The following is a 19,407-nucleotide window of genomic DNA, read 5'->3' on the forward strand; positions in this document are numbered from 1 at the left end:
CCCGCCATGACGCTCACGCCGCTCGACACCATCGACCTTCCCCTCGACGACCGGCGCGACGGCAAAGTGCGCGTCTCGTATGCCTTCGGCGACGACCGCCGACTGTTCGTCACCACCGACCGCCTCTCGGCCTTCGATCGGATCATTGCTCGAGTGCCCTTCAAGGGTCAAGTGCTCAATCAACTGGCCGGGTGGTGGTTCGAACAGACCGCCGACATCGTCGCCAACCACGTGGTGTCACTCCCCGACCCCAATGTGCTGATTGCACGCACTGCCACGCCACTCACCGTCGAAGTCGTCGTACGCGGCCACATCACAGGTGTCACCGACACGGCACTGTGGACTCAGTATGCGGCCGGAGCGCGCACCATGTACGGCCACGATTTCCCCGACGGCCTGCAGAAGAACACCAAGCTGCCGGAGCCAATCGTCACTCCGACAACAAAGGGCGAGATGGGCAGCCACGACGTGCCGTTGTCGTGCGCTGCTGTCGTTAACGAAGGCCATGTCGAAAGCGAACTGTGGGCCCAGGTCCAAGCTGTGGCATTGGCGGTGTTCGATCGCGGCCGCGAGCGCTCTGCTGACGCCGGGCTGATCCTCGCCGACACCAAGTACGAGTTCGGCCTCGACAGCAACGGTGAACTGATGCTCATCGACGAAGTCCACACGCCCGATTCGTCGCGGTACTGGATTGCCGACACCTACGACGCCTGCATGGCTGCCGGCAACGAACCGCAAAGTCTCGACAAAGAGGTTGTCCGCCGGGCACTCGCCGACGCCGGATACACCGGAGAGGGCGACATACCCGAACTTCCTGCAGAAGTGTGGGAGCAGACCTCTGCCCGCTATATCGAAACCTACGAGCGCCTCACCGGCCTCACCTTTGAGCGGGGCTCCTACCCCGCCGATCAACGCATCAAAGATGCGGTTGCAACCCTGGAGATTCCATGAGCCTGCACGACGTCCCGGTCACCATTGGTCAACCCCACCCTCGGCACGGTGCGGTCATCGACGACAAGCCGAAAGACGAGTGCGGCGTCCTCGGTCTGTCGACCCCACATGGCGAAGGTGTCGCTCAGCTGGCATTCTTCGGGCTCTTCGCCCTCCAGCATCGCGGGCAGGAGGCCGCTGGCATCGCAGTCAGCGACGGCAAGCGCACTCGGCTGCATAAAGAAGCCGGCCTCGTCGCCAATGTCTTCACCCCCGACACGCTGGCGCCGCTGACCGGCTATCACGCCATCGGCCACACCCGCTACTCCACTACTGGCTCCAACTCCGGTCGAAACATTCAGCCATTCCTCGTCGAGACGATGCACGGACCACTCTCGGTCGCGCACAACGGCAACCTCGTCAATGCTGCAGCATTACGCGACGAACTGCTGAACAAGGGGTTTGGCCTCACTGCAACCAGCGACACCGAAGTGTTCACCCTGATGCTCGCCGCTGCCGGCGGTCAGACCTGGCAAGAGCGGATCGAGCGGACCCTCCCCGCCTGGAAGGGCGCCTTCTCTCTCGTCATCTTGGCTGCTGATCAGGTCATCGCCGTTCGCGACCCGTGGGGCTTCCGCCCGCTATCAGTCGGTCGTCTCCCGCACGGCGGCTACGCGGTGGCCAGCGAAACCTGTGCCCTCTCCACGCTCGGTTGCGTCGACGTCGACGAGGTCAAGCCTGGTGAAATGGTCACGTTGCGCGGCAGCGAAATCGAGCGCACCCAAGTGTTGGCGCCACAGTCCAAGGCCGCCCGTTGCACCTTTGAGTTCGTCTACTTCAGCCGTCCCGACTCGGTGTGGGACGGCCGCAGCGTGCACCACACCCGCCAGCGGCTTGGCATCGAGTTGGCGAAGGAATCAATGGTCGATGCCGACGTCGTCATTCCGGTTCCCGACTCCTCGATCCCTGCTGCAATTGGTTTCGCCCGAGAGAGCGGCCTGCCGTTCAACGACGGGCTCATCAAGAATCGTTACATCGGCCGCACCTTCATCGAGCCGACCCAAGACATCCGTGAACGCGGTGTCGCACTCAAGTTCAACGCGCTGACTGAAAACCTGAAGGGCAAACGCGTCATCATGATCGACGACTCGCTGGTGCGCGGCACCACCGCCGGGCCACTCGTCAAGCTCGTGCGCGATGCAGGAGCTTCCGAAGTCCACGTCCGGATCACCTGCCCGCCGATCACCCATGCCTGCCACTTCGGCGTCGACATGGGCCACGACAACGATCTCATAGCTGCTCGCTTCGACGTCGCCGAGATGCGAGCGCACATCGGCGCTGACAGCCTGGCGTTCCTGTCGCTCGACGGAATGATGAACGCCGTTGCCGGCCGCGACGCGGGCGACGACGACGGCTACTGCAACGCCTGCTACACCGGTCAATATCCAATCGCCGTCGGCGGGGCTCAGGCCAAGCTCGACTTCGAAGGCGTCATCGCCTGATGCGCGTCTTGATCATCGGCGGCGGAGGCCGCGAGCAAGCAATTGCATGGGCCTGCCGTCAACATGGCCACGAGGTCCGAATGGCGTCGAATATCGGGAACGCAAGCACGTCCGACACCGACCTGGTGATTCCCGGCCCCGAGGCCGCACTCGTTGCCGGCACGAGCGACACCGCAGCCGAACGAGGCATTGCGTGCTTCGGCCCGACCGCGGCACTCGCACAGCTCGAAGCATCCAAGGGCTACGCCCGCGATCTCGCCACATCACTCGGCATCCCGGGCCCGGCGTTCGCTCAGTTCACCAATGCAGATGCTGCGCTCACCTGGTGGGCCGAGCTCGGCCGGCCGATCGTCGTCAAACTGGACGGACTCGCCGCAGGCAAAGGTGTCGCTCTGCCCTCCACTGATGCTGAGACACGCGCCGCAATCGCCGAAGCCGCGTCAGTTGGCCCCTTCTTGCTGGAAGAGCGCCTGACCGGCCCTGAATGTTCGCTCCTGGCATTGTGTGATGGCACGACTGCCGTTGCCCTACCGCTCGCTCAGGACCACAAGCGCATCGGCGAAGGCGACGTTGGCCCGAACACCGGCGGCATGGGCGCCTACGCCCCCGCACCTGTCGCGTTCAGCGGCGCAGAACTCACCGACGTATTTGTCCAACCAGTACTCGACCACTTCGCGGCCGCTGAAACTCCCTACGTCGGCGTCATTTTCGCCGGACTGATGCTCACCGCTGATGGTCCGCGCCTCATCGAGTACAACGTCCGTTTCGGCGACCCAGAAGCTCAGGCAGTGCTGCCGTTACTCGAGAGCGACCTTGCCGAACTCGCACTGGCTTGCACCCGTGGCGACGTGATGTCGGTCCCGCTTCGGATCAAGGCAGCAGCTGCAGTCACCGTTGTTGCTGCCTCGCCGAACTACCCCGGCGAACCAGTCACGGGCCACCCAATCACCGATCGAGGCACCGACTCCGCTGCCGCATTCCGCTTTGACGCCAGCGTCGACGCCGCTGGCAACACGTCAGGTGGCCGAGTGCTGGCCACCACCGGTGTGGGCATCGACATTGCCGAGGCACGAGCACACGCCTACGAGCGAATGGCACAGATCAGCTTCCAGGACATGCAGGTCCGGCGCGACATTGCATGGCGGGCACCCGGAGCGCAGCTCGCCTCATACGCCGCAGCGGGTGTCAACATCGATGAGGGCACGCGTGCTGTCGCTGAAATGAAGGCCGCTGTCGAGGCAACTCATCAAACGCCTGGGCCGGGGGTCCTCCACGGGCTCGGCAGTTTCGGGGGCGTCTTTTCCGCCGAAGGCATTCAGGCAATGGACTCACCCGTCCTCGTCGCCTCAACCGACGGCGTCGGCACGAAGGTCGAATTGGCTGCCCGACTCGGCATGGTGCGCGGTGTCGGCATGGACATCGTCAACCACTGCATCGATGACGTTTTGGTCCAGTCAGCGCGGCCGCTGTTCTTTCTCGACTACATCGCGGCCAGCGTCCTCGACGCCGACCTCGTCGCTGAAGTCGTCGGCGGCATGGCCGATGCATGCAAGGCAGCCGGCTGTGCACTGCTCGGCGGCGAAACGGCTGAGATGCCTGGCATCTACCAACCCGGCTCGTTCGACATTGCCGGCACCTTGATCGGCGTCGCCGAGCGCGCCGAACTTCTCCCCCGCCCTGACATCGCCGCTGGCGACGTGTTGATCGGTATCGGATCGAGCGGGCCACACACCAACGGCTACTCGCTGCTCCGCAAGATCTTTGAGTGGGCACCAATGGACGTCACACCCGACGGGTTCGACAAGCCGCTCGGCGAAACACTGCTGGAGCCGCACCGCTCGTACCTCGATGTCCTGACCCCGACACTGCAGACCGGCGCCGTGAAGGCCCTCGCCCACATCACCGGTGGCGGCCTCCCAGAGAATCTGCCACGCGTGTTACCCGACGATGTCGACGCCGACATCGCGCTCGGTTCGTGGCCCGTGCCGCCGCTCTTTCAGCTTGTCCGCGAGCTCACACCGCAAATGAGCACCGAAGAGCTGTACCGCACGCTCAACATGGGCGTCGGCATGATCATCGTCTGCGCTCCCGATCAGGTCGCAACCGTTCAAGCATCCATCGACGAGCCCACATGGGTCGTCGGCAAGCTCATCCCCGGAACCGGAAAGGTCCACCTCTCATGAGCGACTCCCCCGTTCGCGAGCAGCGTCTCGTCGTCATGGTTTCGGGCAACGGCTCAAACCTCCAGGCGGTTCTCGATGCCTGCGCCGATGGTCGTATCAACGGCCGAGTGGTTGCTGTTGTCTCCAACAAGGCCGACGTGTTCGCTCTGCAGCGCGCCGCCGACGCAGGTGTCCCCGCTGTCCACATCGGCCAGCATCATGACGAAGATCGCGCCGACTACGACGCCAGGCTCACCGAACTCGTCGCCGGGTTCGACCCTGACCTCATCGTGCTCGCTGGGTGGCTGCGCATTCTGACGCTGAGCTTCCTCGGTTGGTTTCCTGGCCGCGTCGTCAACCTGCACCCGGCCAAGCCCGGCGAACTTCCTGGCCTCCATGCGATCGAACGGGCGTGGGAAGAAGCAGTCAACGGCGTCCGATCCGAATCGGGCGTGATGGTCCACTTCGTGCCCGACGAAGGCATCGACGACGGCCCACTCCTCGCCACCGAGGCAGTGCCGATCGACGTATCTGGAACCATCGAACAGTTCGAGGCAAACGTGCATGCCGTCGAGCACCGGCTACTGGTCGGCGTGATGGCTGACCTGTGCTCGCGTCGCATGAGCGACACTCATGATCTTCATCGGGCAGCCACGCTCGAACCAGCAACACCACACACGACAGGGGCATCGCAATGAGCGAGAACAATATCAACGACGGTCTGTTTGACAAGTTCGAAGCACTGACCTTTGACGACGTCGTCGTCATCCCTGGCTACTCCGAAACGCTGCCTGACGCGGTCGACACCACTGCGACCTTTGCCGCCGACATCGAGCTGGCGGTACCGCTCGTGTCTGCCGCTATGGACAAGGTCACCGAAGGCCGCATGGCCATTGCGATGGCTCGGTACGGCGGCATCGGCGTCATCCACCGCAATATGTCGATCGCCGACCAGGCATCTGAGGTGCAGAAGGTCAAGCGGTCGCAGTCGGGGATGATCACCGATCCGGTGACCCTGCCACCGACGGCCCTGCTGCACGAGGCCGAGACGCTGATGAACCGTTTCAGGTTCTCGGGCGTGCCGATCACCGACGACGACGGTCATCTCGTGGGCATCCTGACGAACCGCGACATTCGCTTCTGCGAAGGGTCCGACTTCGATCGCCCCGTCACCGACTTCATGACATCAGACAACTTGGTCACCGGGCCTGTTGGAACGACGCTCGATGAAGCGAAACTGCTTCTCCAACAGTACCGCATCGAAAAACTTCCGCTCGTCGACGGCGTCGGTTGCCTCGCTGGGCTGATCACAGTGAAAGACATCCAGAAGCGCCTCGACTTCCCGAATGCCTCGCGTGACGGCAGGGGTCGCCTCCGTTGTGCCGCGGCGATCGGCGTGGGCCCCGACGTCGAAGAACGCGTCGACGCCTTGGTCAGAATGGGTGTCGACGCGGTTTCAATCGACACCGCTCACGGGCACTCGGCGAACGTGATCAAGGCCATCGAACGTGTCAAGGGCTCGTGGCCCGAGCTCGCTGTCACCGCTGGAAACGTGGTCACCGAAGAAGGTGTCGAGGCGCTGGCGAGGGCCGGTGCCGATGCGATCAAGGTGGGTGTCGGCGCCGGTTCGATCTGCACCACCCGTGTCGTATCCGGAGCAGGCATGCCACAGCTCTCGGCGATCTACTTTGCGGCAAAGAAGGGCAAGGAGATCGGCGTTCCGATCATTGGTGACGGCGGCATCACGTTCTCGGGCGACATCGTCAAGGCAATGGTCGCTGGTGCATCGACCGTCATGCTCGGTTCGCTCCTCGCCGGCGTTGAAGAAAGCCCCGGAGAAGTAGAGCTGTTCGAAGGACGCCGGTACAAGAGCTATCGCGGCATGGGCTCAATGGGTGCTATGACCGGTGACAGCCAAGACCGCTACGCCACCGGACAGTCGACCAGCGGATCAACCATCGGCGCGGCCAGCCAGAAGCTCGTTCCCGAAGGCATCGAGGGTCGCGTCCCGTTCGCCGGGCCGCTCGGCGACGTGGCCTACCAACTCGTTGGCGGCCTTCGCTCTGGCATGGGCTACGCCGGTGCTGGAACGCTCGACGAACTCCGCAACGCCAAGTTCATGCGTGTCACCAATGCTGGTCGCGAAGAGAGCCACCCGCACGACGTGACCATCACCAAGGAAGCGCCGAACTACCAGCGGACCTGAGCCCTTCTCGTCTCGTCCCGGTCTGCCCGTTCGTCAGCGTGATGGTTTTGGTTGAAATGAGAGCCAAAACCATCACGCTGACGAACGGAGAGGCGTTTACGAGGAGATCAGATAGACCAGAGTCATGTTGATCGTCGTGTCACCCGCCAAGGCGCTGGACTTCGAAACGCCGCTGCCAACCAAGAAACACAGTCAGCCTGTTCTGCTCGGACGGTCCGAGGATCTTGCCAGGATCATGGCAGGCAAGTCGCCCGACGACCTGTCGAAGATGATGTCCATCTCGGCGAAGCTCGCAGACCTCAACCATGAACGGTTCCAAGACTGGACCACACCGTTCACCACCGACAACGCCCGGCCGGCGGTGCTCGCGTTCGACGGCGACACATACACCGGGCTCGATGCCCAGAGCTCGTTCAGCGAGCGGGACTACACCTATGCCCAGAAGGTACTCTGTATCTTGTCGGGCCTCCACGGCGTACTGCGCCCCCTCGACCTCATCCAGCCGTACCGGCTGGAGATGGGCTCCAAGGTCACGCATCCCAATGGCGGCGATCTGTACAGCTACTGGGGTGATGAGGTAACCAACCAGCTGAATGCATCGCTCGCCGACTCCCCCGGCGCCAAGGTGCTGGTCAATCTCGCATCGAACGAGTACTTCTCTGTTGTCCAACCTGACCGCTTCGACGGCCGGATCATCTCGCCCCGCTTCCTCGATGCAAAGGAAGGCGGCGAGTACAAAATCGTGAGCTTCTTTGCGAAGCAGGCGCGTGGCTCGATGGCCGGCTGGATCGTGCGAGAGCGCATCACCGCCGCCAAAGCGCTCCTTGCGTTCGATGCCAACGGCTATCGCTACGACGCCGAAAGGTCAACGCCCGACGAGCCGACGTTCACCCGTCGCCAATAATGCGACGCGTCGCCGTCGTTGGCGCGTCCGGTTCCGGAAAATCGACGCTCGCAGCAGCGCTCGCCGAAAAGATCGATGGCACATCTCTCGAACTCGATGAGTTGTTCCACGGCGAGAACTGGGCACCGACGCCGACGCCCGAGTTCCGTCGCCGAGTCGCGGAGGCGCTCGACACCGACAGGTGGGTCGTCGCTGGCAACTACAGCGTCGTGATGGATCTCGTGCACGGCGGCGCCGACACGATCATCTGGCTCGATCTGCCGCGTTGGCTGGTGACGTGGAGCGTCGTCCGACGCAGCCTCCGTCGAGTGATCAAACGTGAAGAACTGTGGAACGGCAAGAGGGAACGATGGCGCAACCTCGTCAGCCCTCACCCCGAGGTCAACGTCATCGTCTGGGCCTGGACCCACCACGCCGCCCACACGAAGCGCTACGAGGGGTTCCTTACCAGTCCGTTTTGGGCCCACGCCGATGTCCGCCGGCTCCGCAGCCGACGCGAGGTTGCACAGATGATGTCGTCAATCAGATGATCTCGTCGGTCTGATCGATCAGCTCACTCACTCACTCACTCACTCACTCGGTCGGTCGGGTGAGGTTGGGTGTTCGTCGTCTGACGGCTACGCCAATTTCTCGACGAAGCCCTCAAGCTGTCGGAGGTTGCGGCATTCATAGACGCCATCGGTGAACGTGCCATATTCGCCCACGATCGAGTCACCGGTGTTCCAGTAGCTCTTGGGCTCAGGGTTCAACCAGTACACGTGGCGAGCCTTCTGCTGGATCTCTTTGACGACCCAGCTTTGACTGGCGTGATAGTTGTTTCGAGCGTCGCCGAGGAGCAAGACCGTGGTCTTCGGAGTGATGTCTTTGCCGTACTTGTTCCAGAAGACTTCAAAAGCGTGTCCGTAGTCCGAGTGCCCGTCGACCCAGACGACGTCGGCTTCGGTATTGACGCGGTGGATGGCCTCGGAAATATCTTCGGTCGCCTTGAAGTAGTCGGTGACTTCGTCGAGACCATCGATGAAGACGAACGAGCGGACCTTCGAGAACTGGCCCGAGATCGCGTACACCAGCATCAGGGTGAACCGAGCGAAGGCTGCAACCGAGCCGGAGATGTCGGCAATGACCATCAGTTCTGGCTTAGACGGACGGGGGTACTTAAATTGGGGCTCCGCCGGCACGCCGCCGTAGCTGAGCGAATGTCGGACCGTGCTGCGAAAATCGAGCGGACCCTTGCGGCCGTGCTTGCGCTTTCGGGCGAGGCGTGCAGCGAGCTTGCGGGTCAACGGCTGCAGCGACTTCTTGAGCGAAACCATTTCGTCACGGCTGGCGTGCATGAACTCGACGTCTTCGGGCAGTGGCTTGCGGAGCGTCTTGGCCATGGCCTCAGCACCCCGGTCAGCAACGAGCCGCCGACGGATCTCGGCTTCGATCTCGCCTTTGAACTTCTCGATGCGGTCGGAGTATTCCTCTTTCTCCAACCGCTCTTCGAGTGTGGTCAAGTCGTCCGGGGCATCCTGGCGGGACTGCTCCATCATCTTCTCGAGCATGCTGTCGAGGTCGAGGTTCCGGAGCGTGCGGTACAGGTAGTAGGTGCCGCCGACCGGCCGGCCAGGCTCCATGCCGGCAAAACGCTGGACGGACTGTTTGGCCATCGCCCGCATCATGTCTTGATCGCCGTTCATCAATGCCTGCATCAGCATCTGCGCGATCTCTTCGGGCGTCATTCCATCCATGCCGCCCTGACCGCCGTTGCCCTCGGCGTTCTGCTGCTGCTCCTGCATCTCGCGCCACATCTCATCGATGTCAGAGCCGTCACCATCGCCGATCCTGTACTCCGGCCCGCGCAGGCTGAAGTAGACCTCAAAGACGGTGTCGAAGCTGCGCCAGTGAGCGTGGTTCTTGATCAGCGTGGCGCCGAGCGCGTATTTGAACGCGTCGCGGTCTTCGATCGGGATGTGTTGCACGGCCTCCATCGCATCGAGATTCTCCGTGAGGCTGACCGGGAGGCCAGCGTTACGAAGTTCGATGACGAAGCCGTTGAGGAGTTCCAGCATTGAGACAGACCCAACCAATCAGTCGTCGACCGACAGTTCCTTGGTGGCTTTGGCGATGTCGGTCTGGTACTTCAACAAGATGTTGAGCGTCTCCTTGGCGATCTTCTCATCGATGACGTCGATGTTCAGGATCATCAGGGTCCGCGCCCAGTCGAGGGTCTCAGACACGCTGGGGGCCTTCTTGAGATCGAGCTGACGGATCGAACGAACGACTCGCGCAACTTGGTCAGCGAGGCTCTCGGTGATGTTCGGAACCTTGGCGAGCACGATTTCGCGCTCGCGATCCAGTTCGGGATAGTCGACGTGCAGGTACAGGCAGCGACGCTTCAGCGCTTCGGACAGCTCACGTGTGTTGTTCGACGTGAGGAACACCAGCGGAATCTGCTTGGCGGTGATCGTGCCAAGCTCGGGGATCGACACCTGGTAGTCCGAGAGGATCTCGAGGAGCAGTGCCTCGGTCTCGACCTCAACGCGGTCGACTTCGTCGATAAGCAGTACAACCGGCTCGTCAGAGGTGATTGCCTCAAGCAGCGGACGAGTCAGCAGGAACTCGTCGGAAAAGATGTCGTCTTGGATGTCGGTCCAGTCTTCGGTGTTCTCGCCACGCTCGGTCTGAATGCGGAGCAACTGCTTCTTGTAGTTCCATTCGTAGAGGGCTTTGCTCTCGTCGAGCCCCTCGTAGCACTGCAGACGGATCAGCTTGGATCCGGTGATCTCGGCGATCGACTTGGCCAACTGGGTCTTGCCGGTGCCGGCTGGGCCCTCGACCAGAATCGGCTTGCCGAGCTTGTCGGCCAGGAAGGCCACGCTCGCAATGCCATCATCGGCCAGATAGTTGACTTCCTTCAATGCATCGCGAATGCTCTGGACGCTCTCGAAGCGATCGCCACCATTGATTTCGGTACTCGTCATGAGAGCCGACGTTACCGGTCGACCTCTGTGACCCAGCAATTGGAATGACGCTCAGACGATCGTCACAGTCCCAGCAACGGGATCGAGGATGATCTCGGCTCCGTCAGGAATATCGGTCAGCGCACCGGCGACTCCGATCACAGCGGGGATCCCTAGCTCGCGGGCGATCACTGCTGTGTGGCTGAGGAGGCCGCCCCCTTCAGTGACGACTCCTCCGGCCATCGCCAGTACCGAGTTGAAGGTCGGCACCGTGAGCCGCGTCACGATGATGTCGCCAGGGTTGGCTCGTTCGAATGCTTCGTCAGCATCAGCGACGACGCGAGCAATGCCTCGATACGACGTCGTTCCGACGCCGGTTCCGGAGAGCGAGTCGGTCTGATCCGCTGAGTCGAGCAGTGTGGTCACCGTGAGGACCGCTCGCATCATCTCAGACATCCGGCCAGGCAGGACGTCGATGTCAGGTGGTTCCGCAGTGGAGCCGAGCACGGGCGGCGGTGTCAACGCACCCCATGCACACCGTTCTCGGTGGCGGATGCCGAGTTCGGCGGCCGTTGGATATTCCTTGCCTTCGAGTAACCCGACCAGCTCGGTGATGGCGACGTCGAAGACGTGTTCGAGTTCGTCGAGCGCACCGCGAGCAACCAGTCGGCGGCCTGCTTCGAGAATCACGTGACGCGCGATTCCGGCAGGCCATTCGACCGTGATCGGGCCATTCTCGTCACGTAGCCCGTAAAGCGTGCGAGCCTCCTCGACGAGATCGGTGAACTCGGCCCTGTTCGATTCGTCGACCTGTTCCAGCAGTGCGCCAAACGCTTGATCGCCAACGATCACGGGCGACTCGACGCTGCGACTGTGTTGGATGGAGGCAAGAATCACCTCGGGGAGCTCACGCAATGTCCGGTCGCGAATGTCGTATCCGGTGGTGACGCGACTACCGAATTCGCTCAGATACTCGTCGAGGAGTTCAGCCGCCACAGCACTCGCTTCGCGCACGTCGCTGAGTGATGCGGGCTTGACCCCGACGCGGGACAGTTCGTCGGCAATCGCACTGAGCGCACGGATCGGCGCACTCGTCGCCGGGGATGCTCCTGCCAGCGTGGTCATCACTTGCCGTTGATCGAGGCCCCAGTTGCCCGCTGCGAGGAGGAGCCTGCCGATCGGTGCCAGGTCGGATGTATGGAGGCGGAAATGCAGCGAACCTGCCCATTCGACATGCTGCCAGACTGTGTTGAGATGCGCCGCGAGGTCGGCATCGGACAGCGACGTGGCGTCGACGCCACCGAGTCGGCGGTTCGTTGCGTTCAGTTTGGGCTTCCACTCGCCTTCCCAACGGGCGAACTCCTGCAACCAAAACCGCTCGTCGATTGCCCGAACAGACTGTTTCGCCCGCTTGCGAAACGCTGGATGGAGTCGAGTCATCAGCCAGAGCACACCCTTCGGCGGAGTCGGAAGATCGCGGCCTCCGCCGACCAGCGGCGTCAACCTTTGGTACATCCGGCCATTGACGAATCCCACGTCGATGGTTTTCAACGGAGCGCCAACAAGTTCGAATCCCTCGCTCATGCCCGACGGCAGCGCCAGCTCGATGAGATCACGCATCGGACGCGAGACCGTCGTCTCAAAGTGGGCAGTGTCGAGTTTCCACGCCCCGGGCCCCGGTGCAACCCACTCATTCATGCACCCCAGTGTTGCAGACCGCGTCATCTACGCTGAGCGACATGCCAGCCGTGTTCGAACGCAAGGCCGACGAGTTCGTCGACACGATGAACTCCCTGCTCAACGAACTGTCAGGGGGCGACGACCACCGCAGCGAGTGCACAATCGAAGCAGCCAATCTCGTGTCGGCCGTCGTCGACGCAGACGGCCGACACACCACACTGGAGTTGGAAACGTGGGTCGATGCCGTTGGCCGCAAGCTCAACCCACCGATGATTCTCACGCCGACCCAGCTCCGCGAGAACGAGACGCTGGGCGGGTCAGCGCAGTGGCTCACCAAGCCGAGCACGATGTTCGATCTCCTCGTCAAGGCCGATGCCCGTGATTCCAAGCGTCGCGCAAACGCCTATTACACGCATGCGCTCTCAGTCGCCCACGCAACCGCAGCGATCGACCTGGTGCCCTCGACTGCCGAGATCACTGCAATCGATCGGTTCCGCACGACGATGCTGCAGCTCATGGACGAGTACGGCGTACCGCGCCCCGGCCAGCCCATTGCACCGGCGACAGCTCAAACCTCTGTCGGATTCATCCCAGCCGAAGCCCCGGAAGTCGAGCTGCCACCCGAACGTTCGATAGAGGAACTGCTGGCAGAACTCGACGCGTTGATCGGTCTCGATCAGGTGAAGGCCGAAGTCCGCCGGCTGACATCGCTGCTGCGCGTTCAAGAGCTCCGCGCTGCCGCCGACCTTCCCGTCATCGAAACCAGCAAGCATCTGGTCTTCACCGGTAACCCGGGAACCGGAAAAACCACCGTCGCCCGACTGCTTTCCCAGATCTTCCGCACTCTCGGGGTGGTCAGTAAAGGCCACCTCGTTGAGACCGACCGCTCCGGCCTCGTTGCCGGCTTCGTCGGGCAGACCGCCACGACAACCAAGAAGGTGATGGAGTCGGCGCTGGGCGGCACGCTCCTCATCGACGAGGCCTACGCGCTTGCCCGAGGCGGCGAGAACGACTTCGGCCTCGAAGCAGTCGACACGATCGTCAAGTTCATGGAAGACCACCGTGACGACCTGTCGGTGGTCGCTGCCGGTTACCCCGCCGAGATGGTCGAGCTGATCGACACGAACCCTGGCCTGAAGAGCCGTTTCACACGGACCGTCGAGTTTCCCGACTATGACACCGAGGAACTCGTGGCCATATTTGGCCTGATCAGCGGCAAAAAGCAGTACCACCTCGACGAGGGCGGCACCGAGGCATTACGCGCGGTCATCGAGGCCGAGCCGCGCGGTCGAGGCTTCGGCAACGCTCGCTTCACTCGCAACGTTTTCGAAGCCGCCATTGGTTACCACGCCCTTCGCCTCTCGGATGTCGAGGCCCCAACGGTCGAGCAACTGACGACGCTCATCGCATCCGACATCGCTGGCGGCTGACGTGAGCTTTCGCGACCGGTTCTACACACCGCAGACGGCCAAGGCGATTCTCTCTTGGAGGATCCTGTTCGGGGTGGGGGTCGCCGCGGGTTCGATTTTGCTCGGCATCGCTCCAGCATTCGGCATCACACTCGGCGTTGTTGCCTACAGCGTTTCAGTGGCCGCTGCGATGCCGCGTGATACGCGAGTTCGAATTGATCCATTCACTGTGCAAGAACCTTGGCGTCAGTTCGTGCAGAGCGCACAGCGATCGGCCGTCAACCTCCATCAGGTCGTCGAGGGGGTGACTGCCGGCCCGGTACAGGATCGCATGGCCTCGATCGTCGCCAAGCTCGATCATGGGCTCGATGAGACCTGGCAGATTGCTCGCCGCGGCCACGACATCGACCAGGCCGTCCACCGAATCGATCCGACGGCACTCCGCTCGAAGCTTGACACGCTGCAGCGGCAGGGTGCGACCGAGGCAATCGCTTCAGTCCACGGCCAACTTGAAAGCGTCGATCGCTTGAAAGCCCAGTCGACCAAGACGGCCAACACCTTGCGGCTCGCACAGACGCGCTTGGACGAACTCGTCGCACGCGCCGCTGAAGTCAGCGTGGGAGCCGGCGACACCGACGCGTACGAGCACGACGTCGAGGATCTCGTTGTTGAGCTGGAAGGGCTGCGACAGGCGGTACAGGAGATCCGGCCCGCGTGAGCCTCCTCAAGAGCAATCTCACCGTTGCTGCCGGCACTGCGCTCTCCCGTGTCACCGGGCTGCTGCGGCTGAGCGTGCTCGCCGGGGTCATTGGCGGCACGGCCCTGAACGACGCGTACATCAACGCCAACGAGAGCCCGAACATCGTCTACGAACTCCTCTTGGGCGGCGTGCTCTCGGCAACGCTTGTGCCGCTGTTTTCGACGTTCGCCGAGGACGAAGACGACGAGTCGACCAACGTCGTGATCACGACTGCTGTCGTGATGATCGCCGGGCTGACGGTGCTCGCCGTGCTCGCTGCCCCGCTGATTTTCCGGCTCTTCTCCTTGAACGTCGCGGGTGGTGTCGACGCTGATCTGTTCCGCTCGGTTGGCACGACGCTGTCGAGAATCTTCCTGATCCAGATTTTTTTCTACGGACTGACCGGTTTGGCCAACGCCTTTCTCAACAGTCGTCGACACTTCTTCGCTGCAGCGTGGAGCCCGGTCCTGCCAAACCTGATCATTATCGTCACGCTGCTGTCGCTGCCCGACCCGGTGAGCACCGGATGGGATCTGGCTGACGTCCTCGACAACCAACGGCTTCGCCTGACACTCGGACTGGGTGCAACGCTCGGTATCGGCGCGATGGCGTTCGCGTTGATCCCTGCGGCATTGTCCACCGGCTTCCGTTTCCGGCCTCTCTGGAACCTCAAACACCCGTCGGTGAAAAAGCTGCTCAGCCTGTCGTTCTGGACGTTCGGGTTCGTCGGGTCGAACATCGTGGCCTTGGTCGTCGTTCGCAACTTGACCGAGCCAGGCTCAAGCGGAACGTTTGCCTACTTTGCAGCGTTCACATTCTTCGTGCTCCCGCAGGGCCTTCTCGGCGTCTCGATTGCGACGACCTTCCAACCCGAACTCGCCCGGTCGGTCGCTCGCAAAGACAAGGCCTCGTTTATCTCGACGATGTCGCTCGGCGTGCGGATGACCGCCCTCTTGACCATCCCAGCCGGTATCGGCCTGTTCGTGTTGCGCCGGCCTCTTGTCGGCCTGGCAATCGAGAACGGACGTTGTGACGCGGCGTGTGGTCTGAGCGCATCGCGGGCACTTGGCGGTTTTGCGCTCGGGCTCGGCGCCTTCTCGATCTACTTCTTCGTGTTGCGCGGCTTCTACGCCCACAAGGACACCAAAACCGCTTTCAAGGTCAACGTCATCGAAAACTCGATCAACATCGTGCTCGCGCTCCTCCTGGTTGGCTCCTACGGCGTACTCGGCCTCGGTGCCGCGTACGCAATTGCCTACGTGTTTTCAGCGTTCTGGGTCTTGCAAATCATGAGCTACAAGGTTCCTGGCTTCGAAATCCGGCCGATCTTCCAGAGCCTCTGGAGGATGATCGTCGCCGGCGCGGTGATGGGCGAGGCGGTATGGCTCGTCACCCGCAACGTCGGCGGCAATGTCGGTGTCGATGCGCTGTTGCGACTGGTCGTTGGCGCCGTTGTCGGCGTGATCGTGTACTTCGGATTACTCGCTGTGATGGGTGCGCCGGAGCTCGACGCACTGAAGCGTCGACTCCTCCCGAGTAACGGCGCTCGGAACGACACCCGGAACGACGTGCACCGCGGCCCTGACACCCAACTCTGACACCCAACTCTGACGCCCAACTCTGACGCCTGACTTGCACCGTTGGCCCATGGCCGTTGAGGCGCGTACCCGCAGCGCGTCCACGTATTAGGATCTCGGCCATGTTCAAGTACATGAAGAAGCAGTGGAAGTACCTCGTTGCGAAGTTGACCGGCCGGTTCAACGAGAACGCTGATCCAAAGGTGCAGCTCGAACAGGCCATTAGTTCCGCCCAGACACAGCACAAGCAGCTCAAAGAGCAGGCTGCCAACGTCATCGCCGGCCAAAAGCAGGCGGAGATTCGTCTGAACAAGAAGATGACCGAGCTCGAAAAGCTCAACGGCAACGCCCGCCAGGCTCTGATCATGGCTTCCGATGCTCAGAAGGCTGGCAATGCCGAGAAGGCTGCGCAATACACCAGTGCCGCCGAGACGATCGCCGACAAACTGCTGTCGATCGAAGCCGATGTCGAGAGCCTCAAGTCAATGGTGCTCGAATCAGCACAGGCATCCGATCAGGCCAAGGCAGCGGTCAAGCAAAACAGTCGCCTGCTCCAAGAGAAGATCTCCGAGAAATCCAAACTGCTCAGCCAGCTCGAACAGGCCAAGATGCAAGAAGAGATGAACGCAGCAATGAGCTCGCTCACCGAGACGGTCGGCGACGATGTGCCGACGCTCCATGAGGTCACTGAGAAGATTGAGGCGCGCTACGCCAAAGCCAAGGCGTCAGCCGAGCTCAACGAGGTCGGCGTCGAGAGCCGCGTGCTCGAAATCGAGCAGGCCACTGCCAACGTCCAGGCACAGGGCCGCCTCAGCGAATTGCGTGCAGAACTCGGCCTCGACGCTGTCGAAGCCCCGCAGAGCCAGCCGATTCCGGCACCCGAGGCCTAGCCACCGGTTCTGTGTGAGCAAGAGCAGCGTCGTTGCCCACTTCTGCTCACATAAAATGGGGTAACCAGGTTTTTCAGGCCAAGAGGACGAGGTCGTCGCGATGGACGACATGTCCGACGCCGGAGATCCCGGCGGCATCGGCCAGCTCGGTACTGCCCATCGAGGCGAGCCCTCGGGCGAACACGATGTCGCCATCGCTGATTTCGACGACCTGTCCGGACTCGAATTTACCGGCAACGGTCGTGACGCCGGCTGGCAGCAAACTCGTCGGACGATCCGTCAGCGCGGTTCGTGCACCTGGGTCGACGAAGATGGTCCCTGCCGGTTCGGCGGCGAAGGCAATCCAAAGCTTGCGGGCCGGCAGCCTGCGGTCGTGCGCCTCGAACGTGGTGCCGACCAGTTCGTCAGACACCGACCCGGAAAGCACACCCTTACGGCTCGCCCGGGCGATCACCGATCGGATGCCCGACGAGGACGCCATCCTCGCAGCAACGAGCTTGCTCGCCATGCCACCGCTCCCCCGGCCGCTCCCCCCGGCGTCGGCCGTAATCGACAAGAGCGGGTCGTCAGCGCGCACCAGCGGCACCAGGGTGGCACTGCTGTCAGTCCGTGGATCGGCTGTGAAGACGCCATCCATGTCGGTCAGCAAAACCAACACGTCAGCGTTGACGCTGTTGGCGATCATCGCTGCAATGCGGTCGTTGTCGCCATACCGCAGTTCGTCATTTGCAATCGCGTCGTTCTCGTTAACGATTGGAACGCAGCCGAGTTCGAGCAATCGGTTCATCGTCGAGCGCAACTGTAGGTACTGATTGCGCGTGACGAAGTCCATTGAGCCAACCAACAGCTGTGCACCGACCAAACCGTGACGGCCGAGCTCTTGGTTGTACGCCTCGACGAGGCGACTCTGGCCTGCGGCAGAAATTGCCTGCAGCGTCGGCATATCGACAGGGCGTTCGCTGAGACCAACCGCCGCGACTCCGGCAGCAACTGCACCGGACGACACGACAATCACCTCGTGGCCTTGCTGGCGGAGATCGCCGACCTCGTCACAGAGCTTGGCGATAGCCGAACGATCGATCGCGCCCTTGGCATCGGTGATCGACGCCGTACCAATCTTGGCGACAACCCGCATCAGATGTCCGGCGAGTAGCCGAAACTGAATTCGCCGATCCAGATGACGTCGCCCTCTTCAGCACCCACTTTGGCGAGCATCTTGGGCACGCCGAGCCGTTCGAGCCGGTGGTCGATGTACGCAAGCGCCTCGGGCGTCGTGACATCGTTCAGTGCGACGACACGCTCGACTTCCTTGCCGACCAAGCGGAACTCGCCTTCGCCGACGATTTCGACTGCTGCGCCCTTTGCTTCAGGGCGGATCGTGACCACACCTTCGGCGTGCTCGACGGCTTGGCGAGCATCGTGCACGGCCATTGCCATCTTGCCGACGAGGTCACTGAGGCCCTGCCGCGTCACCGACGACATGATGTCGCCGGTCCAACCGAGCAGTTCGAGTTCGTCGGCCTGGATGGCATCGGCCTTCGTACCGACGACGAGGCGCGGACGTTCGAGGAGGTCGGGCTGATATTGGCCAAGTTCCTGGAGAAGAATCCGTTCCTGCTCTTGCGGCGACACGCCATCCATTGGTGCGAGGTCGACCATGATGCAGAGCACCAGGGCTCGCTCGATGTGGCGGAGGAACTGATGCCCAAGACCCTTGCCCTCACTTGCTCCTTCGATGAGGCCCGGGATGTCAGCCACCACAAATTCGGTCGCCTCGTCGAGCTGCACCACGCCCAAGTTCGGTTCAAGCGTCGTGAACGGGTAGTTCGCGATCTTCGGCTTGGCCTTCGAGATCACACTGATCAGGGTCGACTTGCCGACATTTGGGAATCCGACGAGAGCGACATCGGCCATCAGACGAAGTTCCATCTTGAGCCAGCGCTCTTCGCCGTGCTCGCCCTGTTCGGCGAAGCTCGGCGCACGTCGCTTATTCGAGAGGAACTTGGCGTTTCCTCGGCCACCGCGGCCGCCTCCGACAACGAGCCAGCGGTCGCCCTGGTTGACCAATTCGGCCAGCAGCGCGCCGGTGTACAGGTCGGAGATGACGGTACCAATCGGTACGGCGATCTCGAGTGACTCGCCGCGCCTGCCATGCATGTCTTTGCCCTTGCCGTGCACGCCGTTGCCGGCCTTGCGGTGCGGGTAGTCGCGAAAGGCCAGGAGAGAGGCCACATTGTGGCTTGCGACGAACCAGATGTCGCCGCCGTTACCACCGTCGCCGCCGTTCGGGCCTCCGAAGACAACCGGCCCTTCACGGCGGAAGCTGATACAGCCTGCTCCGCCATCGCCTGCCTTCACGTTCAATTGGCATTCGTCGACGAACTGGGACATCTGCTTAAGGCTAACGCCGTACGATGCGAGCGATGGATGACCTGCCGTACCTCGACTCGGCAGACGTGCGTG

At 62.3% G+C, this 19,407-nt stretch carries 16 protein-coding genes; 11 read left to right on the forward strand and 5 right to left on the reverse strand.

Going from position 1 to position 19,407, the window contains the following annotated elements:
- The first annotated feature begins 6 nt into the window (after positions 1 to 6).
- The 7 genes from ACH2EI_RS01130 (at position 7) to ACH2EI_RS01160 (ending at position 8,234) form a co-directional block, all read left to right on the forward strand.
- Positions 7 to 951 carry a phosphoribosylaminoimidazolesuccinocarboxamide synthase gene (locus ACH2EI_RS01130; RefSeq protein WP_395154500.1) on the forward strand — a complete coding sequence of 315 codons (945 nt, stop codon included), beginning with the start codon at positions 7 to 9 and terminating at the stop codon, positions 949 to 951.
- Complete coding sequence (gene purF / locus ACH2EI_RS01135) at positions 948 to 2,432, forward strand: amidophosphoribosyltransferase (RefSeq protein WP_395154501.1); 1,485 nt, start codon at positions 948 to 950, stop codon at positions 2,430 to 2,432. The genes ACH2EI_RS01130 and purF overlap by 4 nt, the downstream gene beginning before the upstream one ends.
- On the forward strand, positions 2,432 to 4,615 hold the full coding sequence (gene purD / locus ACH2EI_RS01140) for a phosphoribosylamine--glycine ligase (RefSeq protein ID WP_395154502.1): 2,184 nt from the start codon (positions 2,432 to 2,434) through the stop codon (positions 4,613 to 4,615). The genes purF and purD overlap by 1 nt, the downstream gene beginning before the upstream one ends.
- Positions 4,612 to 5,292 (forward strand): phosphoribosylglycinamide formyltransferase, encoded by a 681-nt coding sequence (gene purN / locus ACH2EI_RS01145; RefSeq protein ID WP_395154503.1) that lies wholly within the window; start codon positions 4,612 to 4,614, stop codon positions 5,290 to 5,292. The genes purD and purN overlap by 4 nt, the downstream gene beginning before the upstream one ends.
- Complete coding sequence (gene guaB / locus ACH2EI_RS01150; RefSeq protein WP_395154504.1) at positions 5,289 to 6,800, forward strand: IMP dehydrogenase; 1,512 nt, start codon at positions 5,289 to 5,291, stop codon at positions 6,798 to 6,800. The genes purN and guaB overlap by 4 nt, the downstream gene beginning before the upstream one ends.
- A 124-nt stretch (positions 6,801 to 6,924) precedes the next feature.
- Positions 6,925 to 7,704 carry a peroxide stress protein YaaA gene (gene yaaA / locus ACH2EI_RS01155; protein ID WP_395158896.1) on the forward strand — a complete coding sequence of 260 codons (780 nt, stop codon included), beginning with the start codon at positions 6,925 to 6,927 and terminating at the stop codon, positions 7,702 to 7,704.
- Entirely contained in the window at positions 7,704 to 8,234 is a 531-nt protein-coding gene (locus ACH2EI_RS01160; protein ID WP_395154506.1) for an adenylate kinase, read from the forward strand. Before yaaA ends, ACH2EI_RS01160 begins: the two co-directional genes overlap by 1 nt.
- 87 nt (positions 8,235 to 8,321) lie before the next feature.
- Here ACH2EI_RS01160 and ACH2EI_RS01165 read toward each other — a convergent pair whose 3' ends face one another.
- From ACH2EI_RS01165 to ACH2EI_RS01175, 3 genes are read right to left on the reverse strand one after another with little or no spacing between them, the layout of a single operon-like run.
- Positions 8,322 to 9,758, reverse strand: a complete 1,437-nt coding sequence (locus tag ACH2EI_RS01165) for a VWA domain-containing protein (protein ID WP_395154507.1) — start codon at positions 9,756 to 9,758, stop codon at positions 8,322 to 8,324.
- An 18-nt stretch (positions 9,759 to 9,776) separates the two neighbouring features.
- Entirely contained in the window at positions 9,777 to 10,670 is an 894-nt protein-coding gene (locus tag ACH2EI_RS01170; RefSeq protein WP_395154508.1) for an AAA family ATPase, read from the reverse strand.
- A gap of 51 nt (positions 10,671 to 10,721) precedes the next feature.
- Positions 10,722 to 12,347 carry a PEP-utilizing enzyme gene (locus ACH2EI_RS01175; protein ID WP_395154509.1) on the reverse strand — a complete coding sequence of 542 codons (1,626 nt, stop codon included), beginning with the start codon at positions 12,345 to 12,347 and terminating at the stop codon, positions 10,722 to 10,724.
- A 41-nt stretch (positions 12,348 to 12,388) separates the two neighbouring features.
- On the opposite strand from ACH2EI_RS01175, the gene ACH2EI_RS01180 reads away from it, so the two are divergent.
- The 4 genes from ACH2EI_RS01180 to ACH2EI_RS01195 all read left to right on the forward strand — a co-directional run bounded on the left by ACH2EI_RS01180 (position 12,389) and on the right by ACH2EI_RS01195 (position 16,944).
- Positions 12,389 to 13,759 (forward strand): AAA family ATPase, encoded by a 1,371-nt coding sequence (locus ACH2EI_RS01180; protein ID WP_395154510.1) that lies wholly within the window; start codon positions 12,389 to 12,391, stop codon positions 13,757 to 13,759.
- 1 nt (position 13,760) lies between these two features.
- Positions 13,761 to 14,456: a hypothetical protein gene (locus tag ACH2EI_RS01185; RefSeq protein ID WP_395154511.1), complete on the forward strand. Its 696-nt coding sequence runs from the start codon at positions 13,761 to 13,763 to the stop codon at positions 14,454 to 14,456.
- The gene (gene murJ, locus ACH2EI_RS01190) at positions 14,453 to 16,075 is read left to right on the forward strand and encodes a murein biosynthesis integral membrane protein MurJ (protein ID WP_395154512.1); all 1,623 of its coding nucleotides are present in this window, start codon (positions 14,453 to 14,455) and stop codon (positions 16,073 to 16,075) included. The genes ACH2EI_RS01185 and murJ overlap by 4 nt, the downstream gene beginning before the upstream one ends.
- 101 nt (positions 16,076 to 16,176) lie before the next feature.
- Positions 16,177 to 16,944, forward strand: a complete 768-nt coding sequence (locus ACH2EI_RS01195; protein ID WP_395154513.1) for a PspA/IM30 family protein — start codon at positions 16,177 to 16,179, stop codon at positions 16,942 to 16,944.
- A gap of 73 nt (positions 16,945 to 17,017) precedes the next feature.
- Here the strand turns inward: ACH2EI_RS01195 and proB are convergent, their stop codons facing one another.
- Positions 17,018 to 18,079 (reverse strand): glutamate 5-kinase, encoded by a 1,062-nt coding sequence (gene proB, locus ACH2EI_RS01200; RefSeq protein ID WP_395154514.1) that lies wholly within the window; start codon positions 18,077 to 18,079, stop codon positions 17,018 to 17,020.
- Positions 18,079 to 19,335, reverse strand: coding sequence for a GTPase ObgE (obgE, locus tag ACH2EI_RS01205; RefSeq protein WP_395154515.1), 1,257 nt, complete (start codon positions 19,333 to 19,335; stop codon positions 18,079 to 18,081). Before obgE ends, proB begins: the two co-directional genes overlap by 1 nt.
- Between the last annotated feature and the right edge of the window lie 72 nt (positions 19,336 to 19,407).

It is taken from the genome of Ilumatobacter sp., from assembly GCF_041688325.1.
GTDB lineage: Bacteria > Actinomycetota > Acidimicrobiia > Acidimicrobiales > Ilumatobacteraceae > Ilumatobacter_A.